A 12,813-nucleotide genomic window follows, 5' to 3' on the forward strand; every position below is an offset into this window, starting at 1 on the left:
CCCGAGTTTGTGGCCATCGACGTCCTTGTGCACCTTGCATGTTCGGTCACGGAATCGCGTACGGTTCCCCGGAAAGTTTGGGGTTGTTTTGGGATGGGCAGAGTCTGTGCCACGCTCGCGTCCGCAATCCAATTCGGTGTTTAGTTCCATCAGGTCCGGTGCATTTGGGGCTGACCCTCGGCAGGACTTGCCGCGGGACTGCCGCCGCCACCGAATCCTGCGGTGGCGGGCCGTCCCGGACAGCTGTGTAGATGCTGATCCAGTGGGTGTGAGGCTCCGGGGGATCGGTTTCCGCGCACCGCCTGGCTACACCGGTGAATCACGACACCTCAATCGGCGAACGCATACATCGACTGCGCCTGGAAGATGTCGGTATCGAGCAAGTTCGGCACCAGCCATCGCAACAGTGCCAAGTCACCTCTGCTGCAAGCCTATTGGGGCTGTCGGCCCTGGGGGCCGGTTAGCTCTGCAGTCGTGAGCCGGATTAGCCGGAACCTCACTCATAGGAGGCAGCGGGCCGTGACGGTGATAGAGCCAACCGTCATTCGTCACTGCCTGAGGTTCGCTGATGGCGCCCGAAAACAGCGACCGGATCTGCGGTGCGAGCCAATGATAGGCAAGGCTGCGGCCGCTGCGGTCGAGGCCGCCGGACGCCGAAGCCCGGCGCCGACGACTGCTCTATGGCAGGTGCCTCGATAGAGAGCTTCGGGGAGGGTTCGATCCGGTGGGTGCTGAGCGGCTCTCACCTGGGCTTTCGCCGGATCGTCCAAGTCGTCGATCGAAGTTGTCCAGGTTGCGCAGATCCTGGACTGTGGTCGGTGACACATTCTTGCCTTCACAGTGATTCGCTCCACAGAGTCAGGAATGTTCATGACCAGTAGCTCGACCCGCGAGGCGGGTAGCGCGCTGCACGCGCCACAGCTGATCGCGAATTGTCAGATGCTGTATCTGGTGTGGATTCCGGAGGATCCGCACGCCGTGGCGAAGTTGGTGCCCGAGGGGCTGACCCCGCGCGCGGACAGCGCCTGCTACATCAATCAGTACATCGTCAACGACCCGATGCAGACGTCCAACGGCGCCGCGGCGGCCGACGCGTTCGGCGCGTACTCGCTGACCTATCTCGGCGCGGATCTCGCCGGACTCGATACCGAGGCGGGCGTGCCGGCGCGGTGGTGGACGCACTATTTCAACAGCTCCGAAGCCATGAATCGGTATGCCGCCGAACGCGGCGTACCGACCGGGCCGGGGCGCACCGAACTCGAGATCGAGTCCGGAAAGGTCGTCGCAACAACGTATCTCGACAACAAGCCGACCATCCGGACGACGGCCACGATCGACGATTCGCCGACCACTCGATCGACCGGGCAGCTGCGCTACATCACCCGTGACGCGGAGGGGTTCGTCAGCGGCCGCTACCCGTTCGTAGCCGAGATGGCCGGCGGTTTCACGGTCGAGTCGCTCGAATTCCTCGATCCCGGCCACGACGTGTACGCGCTGCGCCCCGCCGATCCGCTCACCGTGACCTTCGGCTTCTACTCACCCGACATCACCTTCTGCTATCCGGGCGGCGAGGGACCGCTCGGCAGCACGCACGGCAGCTGAACGTCTGCGCCCACAGCCCCTGAAAGAACTCGACGAGGAGAAAGACCGATATGGCACTGCTCGACCGAAGCGCCTGGTACGACCTTGCGCGCACCACCGAATGGACGCCCACCTACATCTCGGCCGATGAGCTGTTTCCGCCGGAAATGAGTGGTGGCGAGGGCATTCCGGATGAGGCGTGGTCCACCTATGACGAGCCCTACAAGGTCACCTACCGCGAGTATGTCGACGTCCAGCGGCAGAAGGACGCGGGCGCGTACTCGGTCAAGGCGGCGCTGGAACGCAACGATCTGTACAACAAAGCCGACGCCGGCTGGATCTCCATCCTGAAGGAGCACTACGCCGCGGTCGCTCTCGTGGAATACGGTGCGGCACTGCAGGAATCGCGCTTCGTCCGGTGGTCGAAGGCGCCCGGCATGCGGAATATGGCGACCTTCGGGATGCTCGACGAGATGCGGCACGGGCAGATTCAGCTGTACTTCCCGCACGAATACATCAACAAGGATCGACAGTTCGACTGGTCGCATCGCACGATGTGGACCAACAACTGGGTCGCGCTGGGCGCCCGCCACTATTTCGACGACATCATGATGACCCGCGACGCGGTGGCCACCTCGATCTACGCCAATTTCGCGTTCGAGACCGGGTTCACCAATCTGCAGTTCATCGGTCTGTCGGGTGATGCGGCCAATGCCGGGGATTACACCTTCTCCAAGCTGATTCAGAGCATCCAATCCGATGAGGCGCGGCACGCGCAGCTGGGTACGCCGCTGTTGCAGATGCTGATCGAGCACGGGCAGGTCGAGAAGGCGCAGAACCATATCGACGTCTCGTTCTGGCGCTCGTATCGGCTGTTCACCATCCTGTCCGGCATTCCGATGGATTACTACGTTCCGCTGGATGTGCGGGAGAGCTCGTTCAAGGAGTTCATGCAGGAGTGGATCGTCACCCAGTTCATCAAGTCGATCGAGGATCTCGGCTTGCGCAAGCCTTGGTACTGGGACATTTTCATGCGTGATCTCGACGAGCATCACCACGGCCAGCATCTGGGCACCTACTCCTGGCGGCCGACGCTGTGGTGGCATCCGGCCGCCGGCGTGAGCCCGGAGGAGCGCGACTGGCTCGAGGAGAAGTATCCCGGCTGGAACGACACTTTCGGCAAGGTGTGGGACGTCATGATCGACAACTTCGCCAACGGCCGCAACGACAAGACCATCCCCGGCACCCTGCCGATCACCTGTAATGTCTCCCAGCTGCCGATCGTGGGCACGCCCGGCAAGAGCCTGCACGACACCACGTTGGTGCACGAAGGGCGCAAGTACCACTTCGCCTCCGAAGTGGACAAGTGGATCTTCCAGCAGGATCCCGAGCGCTACAAGCATCACCGCAGCCTGATCGACCGCTTCCTCGGCGGGGAGATCCAGCCCGCGAACCTCGAGGGCGTTCTCGAATACATGGGTCTCGGCGTGGTCAGCGCGGGCGGCGACGACGCCCACAACTACGCGTGGGTGGACCGCTACCGCAACAGCCTGGTCACGGCCGGCTGAACCTCGAAAAGTCCAGGAGGCTTTGCCATGTCAGTGTTTCCGATCTCCTCGAAATTCGAAGGCGATTTCGTTCTGAAGCTGGTCGCGGTCGACACCGAGAACACCGTCGACCAGGTCGCCGCCGCGGCCGCCGAACATTCCGTCGGCATCCACGTGCCCGATCAGCCCGGGAAGGTCATCCGAGCCCGCGCGGAGGGCGCCGACCTGCCCTATCCCCGGGATATGAAGCTCGCCGATACCGGGCTCGAGCCGACCGACACCATCGAGTTCTACTTCAGCGAGGTTTAGATGAGCGACGAATCCAGCACCGCGACAACGATTTCCGACCCGGTCGGACCCGTGGTCCAGGCGGGGGAGATCGCCGAGGCTGTAGCCGAGGCCGCTCGCATCGACAATGACGGCAAACGGGTCGATGTCCGCAATCGGGGCTCCTATGTGCGGATCGAGGTCGACGGCGGCGAATGCGTGCTGCACCGGACGACGATCGAGGAGCAGCTCGGGCGCCCGTTCCAGATGCGTGAACTCGAGGTGAGCATGCCGTCGTTCGTCGGCCGCATCGAGACCGGAACCGAAACGGTTCGCTTCTACCTCGCCAACTTCGCCACCAGCACAAAGGAATCCGCATGACCACATCGCTTCGCCCGCTGAAGACCTGGAGTCATCTGGCCGCCCGGCGCCGTCGGCCCAGCGAGTACGAGATCGTGTCGACGAATCTGCATTGGCACCTGCGGGACAAGGAACAGCCCTGGGATGTCGCGCACGAGGGCTACATGGCCGACTGGTACCGGCGCTACCGCAATGGCAGCCCGATCCAGCACGACGATTGGGATTCCTTCCGCGATCCGGATGAGCTGGTATATCGCTCCTACAACATCCTGCAGGACGGCCAGGAGAACTACATCGAAGGACTGCTGGACCAGCACAACGAGGAAGAGCACGACAAGAGCCTGGATTCGGAGTGGGTCGCCAGTCTGGGCCGGCTGTACGCCCCGGGCCGGTATCTGCTGCACACCGCGCAGATGACCAGCGCCTACCTCGTGCATATGGCGCCGGCGAGCACGATCAGCAACTGCGCCGCGTTCCAGGCCGCCGACCAGCTGCGGTGGTTGTCGCATACCGCCTACCGCACAGCCGAATTGGCGCAGTCGCATCCCTCGTTCGGTCTGGGCACCGCCGAGCGCGCGCTGTGGGAGGAGTTGCCCGCCTGGCAGCGATTCCGGGAGTTGATGGAATGTGTTCTGGCAACCCGTGATTGGGCGGAATCGTTCGTCGCGTTGAACCTGGTCGCCAAGCCCGCCATCGATGAAGCGTTCTACCGTCAGCAGGCCATCAGCGCACGCCGCCATGGCGATACCCTGTTCGCGCTGCTCGCCGAGGCGGCGTTGCGCGACAGCGAACGTTCGCGGCGCTGGTCGGTCGAGCTGGTGCGGATGATGGCCGCCAATCCGGAGAACGTGCCCGTCATCCGGAAATGGCTGGATCGGTGGGCTCCGCTGGCCGATGCCGCCATCGACTCCTTCTGTGCGGAACTGCCCGACAATCCCGAGGCGACGGAGGCGGCGATCAGGGCCACGCGCGCCTTCCGCAACCAGCTGCCGCTCGGAGGCTGATATGCGACGCTCGGAGACGACCGGCGCGCCCCTGGCTCCGGCAACCTTGCCGCAGGTCGATGCGACGGTAACGGTGCGGACCACCGACGGCCATCGCTTCGAGTGCCCGGAGGGCGACACGCTGCTGCGTGCGGCCCTCCGGGGCGGGATCCCCGCGACCTACGAATGCAACAGCGGCGGCTGCGGCAGCTGCAAGTTCGTGCTGCGGGACGGGCAGGTCGACCAGATCAACCCGCAGGCACCGGGACTCAGCGATCGCGATCGGCGCAAGGGCAAAATGCTTGCTTGCCAGTCGATCCCGCGCACCGACTGCACGGTCGCGCTGACTTGTGACCAGGCGTGGCCACCCGCGCGGACGCGTCCGAACCGATTCGGCGCCACGGTGATCGGGCGTCGTGAACTGACCCACGACATGGTCGAGCTCACCCTCGAGGGCGATCGGCCGGCGGAATTCCTTCCGGGGCAATACGCCATGCTGAGCCACGACGGCATCTGCGCCGACACCTTGTCGCCGCAGCGGCCCGCCGAGCGTGCGTACTCGATGTCGAATCTGCCGAATCCCGAGGGCCGGTGGCAGTTTCAGATCAAGCGCGTGCCCGGCGGTGCGGTATCACCGCACCTGGTGGAGGAACTGCGGGTCGGCGATGACGTCCGGGTGGACGGTCCGTTCGGGCACGCGCATCTGCAGCCGACCGAACGCGATGTCGTATGCATCGCCGGCGGCTCGGGACTGGCGCCGATGGTCTCGGTCGCGCGCGGACTGGCCGCTCGTGCCGACGCCGATCGGCGGCAGCTGCACTTCTTCTATGGCGGACGACGCGAAGCGGATATGTGCGCGCGCCCATTCGTGGACGAGATCGCACCGCGACTGCGGAATACGGCTCTCTCCGAGGCGATTTCCGAACAACCAGCCGCCGGGTGGACCGGCGCTCGCGGATTCGTCCACGAAGTCCTCGCCGCCTACGACCTGCCGGATCTGTCCGATCACGAGATCTATGTCGCGGGCCCGGCGGTGATGACCGACGCGGTGGTCCGGCTGCTGATCCTGGATCGGCAGGTCCCCGCCGAACGTGTTCATTTCGACCGATTCTTCTGAGGAACAATCCATGGCATTCGAACTCGTCACGACATTCGACGACCTGTGGGAGGGCGATATGGAGTCCTTCACCGTCGGCGATCAAGAGATCCTCGTCGCCCACCTGGAGGGTGGGGAAGTCATTGCCACCCAAGCGATCTGCCCACACCAGCAGATCGAACTGGTAGAAGGTGAGCTGCGGGGCAAGACGTTGACCTGCAAGGCGCACCTGTGGCAATTCGACCTGCCGAGCTGCCAGGGAATCAACCCGGGTCACGCCGAGCTGGCGAAATTCCCGGTGAAGATCGACGGAGACGACATCTACATCGATCCCACCGGCGACACACCGAAGATCGCCCATTCCTGAGCCGGAGGAACATATGCCTTTCATTCGCATCGACTGGTTCCCGGGGCGAACCCTCGAGCAGAAACGCGAGATGGTCGCGACGCTGACGCCCGAAATCGCCCGCATCGCGAAATGTAAACCCGAGACCATCCAATTCATCTTCACCGATGTCACTCGCGAGGACTGGGGCCGCAACGGCCGGCTTTTCTGCGACCACTACGAATACGAAAACGACCCCGAATAGCGAGGAAATATCATGGTTACGCTCAATTCAGATATGGGCGAGTCCTTCGGAATCCATTCCTTCGGCAACGACGACGAACTCGTGAGCCTCATCGATACCGCCAACGTCGCCTGCGGATTCCATGCCGGCGATCCGTCCGGCATCCATGAGACCGTGGCGAAGGCGCTGGCCGGCGGTGTCTCCGTCGGCGCCCACCCGGGCCTGCCCGACCTCGTCGGTTTCGGCCGGCGGGAAATGAAGCTGTTTCCGGACGAGGCGGCCGACATCGTCCGCTACCAGGTCGGTGCGCTCGTGGCCTTCCTGAAGGCGGAGGGAGCTTCGCTGCATCACATCAAGGCGCACGGTTCGCTCTACGGAATGTCGTCGCGGGATCCGGAACTCGCCGAAGCCATCGCCGGTGTCGCGGCGGAATACGAGGTCCCGATTTTCGGCATCCCGAACAGTCAGCACGAAAAGGCGGCCGAAAAACTAGGCGTGCCCTTTTTCGCCGAGTTCTATGTCGATCTCGGCTATCGCTCCGATGGCAGTCTGATCGTCGCGCGCAGGCCGCACGCGACTCCGGTCGACGAGGCGACCGAACGCGCGCGCCGGGCACTGACCGACGGCATCGCGACGGCGGTGACCGGCGAGGAATTCCCGGTGCGGGTCGACACCGTCTGCGTCCACTCCGATACACCGAACGCCTGCGAGATCGCCCGAGCGGTCCGCAACGTCCTATCGTCGTTGTGACGGCAGTCACAATTTATCCGGACCGATCGAAAGGAACTCCCGTGAGTGAGCATCAGGTCACCTCACCGTTGCCTGGAATCTTCTATCGCTCGCCGGCGCCGGGTCAGCCCGAGTTCGTGCAGGTCGGTGCGAACGTCGAGGCCGGCCAGACCATCGGACTGGTCGAGATCATGAAGCAGTTCTCCGAGATCAAGGCGGACGTGCAGGGTGTGTTGACGTCGTTCACCGTGGCGGACAACGGCGCCCTCGCTCCCGGCGATCCGGTCGCCATCATCGAAACGAAGTGACATCATGCGCAAGTTGCTGATCGCCAACCGCGGCGAAATAGCGGTTCGAATCGCCCGCGCCGCACGGGAACAGGGTATCGCCACGGTCGCTGTCCACAGCGAAGCCGATCGCGGCGCCGAGCACGTCCGGATCGCCGACGAGGCGGTGCTGATCGGACCGGCTCCCGCCACTGCCAGCTATCTGTCGGTGGACGCCGTCATGGCGGCCGTGCGAGACAGCGGTGCCGACGCCGTGCACCCTGGGTACGGATTCCTTTCCGAGAACGCCGAATTCGCGCGAGCGGTGCTGGAAGCCGGCGCGATATGGGTGGGGCCCTCCCCGGCCGCGATCCGGGAAATGGGCGACAAGGTCGCGGCCCGCAAGAGTGCCGAGGCGGCCGGCGTCCCCACCGTCCCGGGCTCCGACGGAGAGGTCACCGAGATCGACGAGGCCGAGCGGGTCGCGCAGCGCATCGGGTTTCCGCTCGCGATCAAGGCGGCCGCCGGCGGAGGTGGCCGCGGCATCCGCATCGTGGAGCGACCCGAGGACCTCGCCACGGCGATCTCCACCGCCCAGGCCGAATCGCGCGCGGCGTTCGGCAGCGATTCGGTCTATCTGGAGCGATTCGTACCGCGCGCCCGCCACATCGAGGTTCAGGTCTTCGGCGACGGTGCGGCCGCGGTGCATCTCGGACTGCGTGACTGTTCGATGCAGCGGCGCCGGCAGAAGGTCATCGAGGAAGCGGGGGAGCTGGGGCTGCCCGACGCGGTCGCCGCGAATATGGCGGAATCCGCTGTCCAACTGGCGAAGTCGGTCGGATACACCGGTGCGGGCACCGTGGAATTTCTGTTCGACGAAGGACGTGGCGAGTACTACTTCATCGAAATGAACACCCGCATCCAGGTCGAGCACCCTGTCACCGAAATGGTCTACGGCCGTGACCTGGTCGGTGAGCAGCTGCGCGTGGCCTCGGGCGAACCGCTGTCGTTCGCGCAAACGGATCTGAGTCCGCGCGGCCACGCGATCGAGATCCGGATCAATGCCGAGAATCCGGCGATGAATTTCCTGCCGAGCCCGGGAACGATCGCGCGCTTCGATCTGCCTGCCGGGCCGTTCGTTCGGGTGGACAGCGGCTTCCAGGCCGGGTCGACGGTGACGCCGTACTACGACTCGATGCTGGCCAAGATCATCGTATGGGGCACCGACCGGCCGGCGGCACTGGCTCGCATGAACCGCGCGCTGCACGAGCTTGTGATCGAAGGGGTCACCACGACGGCGTCGTTCATAGGTGAGGTGCTGGCGACCGAGGAATTCGGGACCGGGGCCTATCACACCACCTGGCTCGAGCAGTGGATGACCGAACGAGCGGAGGCCGGCGATGCCTGAGGACACCCCCTCGCGCTATTCGTGGGGCGCCGACGAGCATCTGGTCGTCCAGATCGCCGAGGAGATGACCCTCGCGGCGAACTTCACGGCCATGGCGATGAGTACCCATTTGCGCGAACGCGATCTGGACGGTGTCCTGGACATTTGCCCCGCGAACGCGTCGCTGCTCATTCGATTCGATCCCGACCGCATCGAGCCGGCCACGCTGGAAAGCGTGGTCCGCGACATCGAAGCCGTTGTCGCGCAACAGGAACAACCCAGCATTCGCACCCGGATTCTGGAGATTCCGGTCTGGTACGACGACCCGTTCACCCGCGAGGTGGGTGCCAAATTCCGTGATCGCCATCAGCGCCCCGAGGGCAGCGACGTGGACTACGCGGTCGCGGAATTGGGGCTCGATTCGGTCCAGCAATTCATTGATCGGCATTCGGGGTCGCCGTGGTTGGTGTCGATGGTCGGATTCGTGGCCGGGCTGCCGTTCATGTTCCAGATGGTCGAACGTCAGCGTCAGATCGAACTGCCGAAATACCTGCGGCCGCGTACCGAAACACCGAAGCTCACGGTCGGTCACGGTGGCTGTTTCGCCTGCATCTACTCGGTGAAGGGCGCGGGTGGATATCAGATGTTCGGGCTGACGCCGTTGCCGATCTTCGACCCGCAGCAGCAGCACGAAATCTTCCGCGAATCGATGGTGCTGTTCCGTCCCGGCGACATCGTCAAGTTCCGCCCCGTCGATGTCGAGGAGTACCGCGAACTCGAGCAGGCCGCCGAGCGCGGCGCCGACGTCTACCGCCGGGCCGAGGTCGATTTCGAACTCAACGAATTCCTGGCCGGCCCCGACGAATACAACGCCCGACTCCTAGGAGCTCTCGATGCATGTTGAGGTCATAGAGCCCGGCCTGGCGACCTCGGTTCAGGATCTGGGCCGCAGCGGCGCGTACAACGTCGGCATCCCGCCGTCGGGCGCATTGGATCAGACGTCGGCGAAGATCGCGAATCTGTTGGTGGGCAACGATATCGGTGCTGCCGTGCTGGAGGCTCCGTATCTCGGTCCCAAGCTCGGATTCTCCGGTCCAGCAGTGGTCGCGGTGACCGGTGCGCAGGCCGATGTCCTCGTCAACGGCATCGAAGTTCCCGCCTGGGAGTCCTTCCGGGTCGAGGAGGGCGATGTGCTGTCCTTCGGCTTCGTGCGGGGCGGCGCCCGGTTGTACATCGCGGTCGCCGGCGGTTTCGATGTGCCGGTCGTGCTCGGATCCCGGTCCACCTACGGCCTCGGTGCGCTCGGCGGATTCGACGGCCGGATTCTGCGCGCCGGTGATACGTTGCCCGTCGGTGTCGCCGGCCCGGATTTCGTCGCGCGCGCGGTGCCGGAGAAGGCGCGGCCCCGCTGGTCGCGGGAGGTCGAACTCCGAATCGTGCTGGGCCTCTACGACTATCGCCTCACACCCGACGGCCGCGACACGCTGCTCGACACCGTATGGTCGCTCACGCCGGTGGCCGACCGAACCGGATTCCGTTATGCCGGAGCGAAATTGGACTTCGAGGAGCGGGTGCAACCGTTCGGCGCCGGTTCGGATCCGTCGAATATCGTCGACGCCGGCTACCCGATCGGTTCCATTCAGGTGCCGAGCGGATCCGAGCCGATCATCCTGCATCGAGATGCGGTCTCCGGCGGCGGGTACGCGATGGTCGGCACGGTGATCAGCGTCGATATGGACCTCGTCGGTCAGTCCGCACCCGGCACCAATACCCGGTTGCGGGCGGTGTCACTGGACGACGCGCTGTCCGCGCGCCGCCGGTCACAGGCGCGCTTCGTGGCCTTGACCAATGCGCTGACCTGAGCGGTGGCCCGCGCCGCGGTGGGGGCGCGGGCCGCACACCGGCACCGAGTCAGCGCACCGGTACGGTCCGGCGCGGATCGACCATGAAGTCCACGCGCTTGTTCAACGCGAGCGCCTCGTCGTAGTCGATCTCCCGGAACCGGATGGTGTCGCGGCCCGGTCGCATCTGTCCGACCTTCCACAGCGCACAGTGCGGCACGGTCGCCACCACCGCGAATCCGCCGGAGGTGTTCGCGTCCATGCCCAGGATGGTCAGCACGTCGCCGTTGGCCAGGACGCCGCCGACCGGGTATGCGTCGTCGAGCACGTTGGACGGGTGCCCGCCCGCGATCCCGCCGTCGGGGCGCGCCCAGGTGAAGCGGTGCGGATTGAGGCGGGTGCTGATCCGGTCGGAATTCAGATCCACGCGCCACTGCGTGCCAACCAGTTCCGACCAGTCCTCGACGGTGAGGTAATCGGGGGTGGCGTGCGGGCCCTGGATGATCTCGATCTCCCAGTCGGTGACGAACCGTGGCCGCATCGACGCGGGCAGCCGGCGGCGCACGATGGGCTGTGCGCCGCGGGTGGCGAGCAGATCACCACGGACCAGCGCCCGGCCTTCCACCCCGCCGATCCCCGCGATCAGCGATGTCGCACTCGATCCGTAGACCTCCGGCACCGCCAGCCCGCCGCGGACGGCGAGATACAGCCGAAAGCCCGCGCCGGTCGATCCATCGGCCCGCAGCACGTCCCCGGACCGCACGTCGATCGTTTCCCAGGCCGGCACCGCGGCGTCGTTGACGAAGATCCCGGCGCCGTCGGGGGCCGCGACCGCGATCTGGGTGTCGAGGAGAAACGCCACCGACAGGCCGATCTTCGGTACCTCCAGGGCGGGCGCGCCGACCGGGTTCCCGACCAGGGCATTGGCGGCACGCATCGACAGATGATCCATCGGCCCGGAGGGGGAGTACCCCAGCGACCGCAGGCCCCGCCGCCCCGGCCAGGCCTGCACGGTGGTCTGCAAACCGGGATCGATGATCTCGATCGCTGGATGTGTCGTCACGGCACCCTCACGCTCTCGGCCGCACGACGCCGCTCGGCGGCGACCACGGCGGCCCTGGAGGCGAGCCGCCCGACTTCGTCGAGATACTCCGCCACCACGAACTCACCGGCCTCGATCCGATAGTCGTAGGTCCCTTCGAACACCTTGAGCCGCAATGCGAGCAACTCCTTCTCGGTCACTCTGGTGAAGTTCACCCGATCGCCGATGCGGAACAGGTTGAAATCGCTTGCCGCGTCCATTGTTTCGTTCGACTGCGCCGAATCTCCGGCGTCGGCACCGAAATTCCGGCCACCCAGCGGCAGGGTGCGGCCGAAAACCTGGTAGCTGCCCGGTGCTTCCACCGGATACAGCACCACGCACGGGCCACCCATCCCAACCGCTCCCTCAGCGGTCCACATGCGCGCCGGGTTGTATTTGGGAACCGAGATCTGCGTGAGCGGATCCAGCGAGAACAACGACGGCAGTCCCGGGAAGTAGCCGATGAACGCATTCCACCAGGTGGCCGCGACGAATCGGTCGAAGAAATCCTCGCGGCCGAGAAATCCGTTGTACCGGACGATGTAGTCGATATTGTCCCCGTCGCTGACATTGGGGGCGTCGTTGCGGGTCGTGATCCGGTACCTCCTGACCGCTTCGCGCGTCATTTCGTCGTCGAAGGCGATCGGCAAGGTGACCGTGCGACTGCTCAGCACGAGCGATTCGGTATCGGGCGTGGACTTCTCGCGTTCGACCACTTCATCCAGCAGCCTGGGGCGTGCGATCCGGCCGGGGTCGAAGGCGAGCATCACCGAACGAAATCCGGGCGCCGTTTCGGTCACTCCGTCGATGGGGTGGTCCACGAGGGCGCGGCGCAGTGCCTGCACACGGAAGTTGAGCCGCAGGTCGAGTTCCATGTCGTCGTATTCGATGAGGATCTGATTGTCGCCCGCTTGCTTCACATGCATCGCCGGCCGCGTGGAATCGCCCGCCAGCGTGCGAAGTATCGCCCGAGACACCGACATTTCCCGTCCTTTCTAGCCGACCTGCCCGCCGCATCGTGTGCTTGATTGAATAATGAGCGCAATCGACGATCGCGCAATGTACCGCTGTGTACAACATCGGGCCACGCCATGGGCCGTGTCGGA

The 12,813-nt window shown here is 65.0% G+C and carries 15 protein-coding genes; 13 read left to right on the forward strand and 2 right to left on the reverse strand.

All coding sequences use genetic code 11. The features are described 5' to 3' along the window. Positions 1-870 precede the first annotated feature (870 nt). The 13 genes from RJ03_RS06665 to RJ03_RS06725 are packed head-to-tail and all read left to right on the forward strand — an operon-like array spanning position 871 to position 10,647. Positions 871-1,602, forward strand: a complete 732-nt coding sequence (locus tag RJ03_RS06665; protein ID WP_051024409.1) for a hypothetical protein — start codon at positions 871-873, stop codon at positions 1,600-1,602. A 50-nt stretch (positions 1,603-1,652) separates the two neighbouring features. After that, a complete protein-coding gene (locus RJ03_RS06670) occupies positions 1,653-3,149 on the forward strand; it encodes a YHS domain-containing protein (RefSeq protein ID WP_036499022.1) in 1,497 nt (498 codons plus the stop codon). A gap of 27 nt (positions 3,150-3,176) precedes the next feature. Next, on the forward strand, positions 3,177-3,437 hold the full coding sequence (locus RJ03_RS06675) for a toluene-4-monooxygenase system B family protein (protein WP_036499026.1): 261 nt from the start codon (positions 3,177-3,179) through the stop codon (positions 3,435-3,437). Next, entirely contained in the window at positions 3,438-3,776 is a 339-nt protein-coding gene (locus RJ03_RS06680; RefSeq protein ID WP_036499029.1) for an MmoB/DmpM family protein, read from the forward strand. It begins immediately after the preceding gene. Further along, positions 3,773-4,759 carry an aromatic/alkene monooxygenase hydroxylase subunit beta gene (locus RJ03_RS06685; protein ID WP_036499032.1) on the forward strand — a complete coding sequence of 329 codons (987 nt, stop codon included), beginning with the start codon at positions 3,773-3,775 and terminating at the stop codon, positions 4,757-4,759. The genes RJ03_RS06680 and RJ03_RS06685 overlap by 4 nt, the downstream gene beginning before the upstream one ends. Before the next feature lies 1 nt (position 4,760). Beyond that, the gene (locus RJ03_RS06690) at positions 4,761-5,855 is read left to right on the forward strand and encodes a 2Fe-2S iron-sulfur cluster-binding protein (protein ID WP_051024393.1); all 1,095 of its coding nucleotides are present in this window, start codon (positions 4,761-4,763) and stop codon (positions 5,853-5,855) included. A gap of 10 nt (positions 5,856-5,865) precedes the next feature. After that, entirely contained in the window at positions 5,866-6,201 is a 336-nt protein-coding gene (locus tag RJ03_RS06695) for a Rieske 2Fe-2S domain-containing protein (RefSeq protein WP_036499035.1), read from the forward strand. Positions 6,202-6,214: 13 nt separating this feature from the next. Next, entirely contained in the window at positions 6,215-6,424 is a 210-nt protein-coding gene (locus RJ03_RS06700; protein ID WP_036499038.1) for a tautomerase family protein, read from the forward strand. Positions 6,425-6,436: 12 nt separating this feature from the next. Then, entirely contained in the window at positions 6,437-7,153 is a 717-nt protein-coding gene (locus RJ03_RS06705; RefSeq protein ID WP_083870632.1) for a 5-oxoprolinase subunit PxpA, read from the forward strand. Between the two features lie 41 nt (positions 7,154-7,194). Then, a complete protein-coding gene (locus RJ03_RS38270) occupies positions 7,195-7,440 on the forward strand; it encodes an acetyl-CoA carboxylase (RefSeq protein ID WP_036499043.1) in 246 nt (81 codons plus the stop codon). A 4-nt stretch (positions 7,441-7,444) separates the two neighbouring features. Next, on the forward strand, positions 7,445-8,806 hold the full coding sequence (locus tag RJ03_RS06715; RefSeq protein ID WP_036499046.1) for an acetyl-CoA carboxylase biotin carboxylase subunit: 1,362 nt from the start codon (positions 7,445-7,447) through the stop codon (positions 8,804-8,806). Continuing rightward, a complete protein-coding gene (locus tag RJ03_RS06720; RefSeq protein ID WP_036499049.1) occupies positions 8,799-9,689 on the forward strand; it encodes a 5-oxoprolinase subunit B family protein in 891 nt (296 codons plus the stop codon). Before RJ03_RS06715 ends, RJ03_RS06720 begins: the two co-directional genes overlap by 8 nt. After that, a complete protein-coding gene (locus RJ03_RS06725; protein ID WP_036499051.1) occupies positions 9,679-10,647 on the forward strand; it encodes a 5-oxoprolinase subunit C family protein in 969 nt (322 codons plus the stop codon). Before RJ03_RS06720 ends, RJ03_RS06725 begins: the two co-directional genes overlap by 11 nt. Positions 10,648-10,696: 49 nt before the next feature. On the opposite strand, the gene RJ03_RS06730 is transcribed toward RJ03_RS06725, so the two are convergent. Together RJ03_RS06730 and RJ03_RS06735 are read right to left on the reverse strand one after the other, a co-directional pair. After that, on the reverse strand, positions 10,697-11,689 hold the full coding sequence (locus RJ03_RS06730) for a 5-oxoprolinase subunit C family protein (protein WP_051024394.1): 993 nt from the start codon (positions 11,687-11,689) through the stop codon (positions 10,697-10,699). Beyond that, entirely contained in the window at positions 11,686-12,690 is a 1,005-nt protein-coding gene (locus RJ03_RS06735) for a 5-oxoprolinase subunit B family protein (protein ID WP_051024395.1), read from the reverse strand. The genes RJ03_RS06730 and RJ03_RS06735 overlap by 4 nt, the downstream gene beginning before the upstream one ends. Positions 12,691-12,813: the final 123 nt, after the last annotated feature.

Source organism: Nocardia aobensis NBRC 100429, from assembly GCF_000308375.1.
GTDB classification, from domain to species: domain Bacteria; phylum Actinomycetota; class Actinomycetes; order Mycobacteriales; family Mycobacteriaceae; genus Nocardia; species Nocardia aobensis.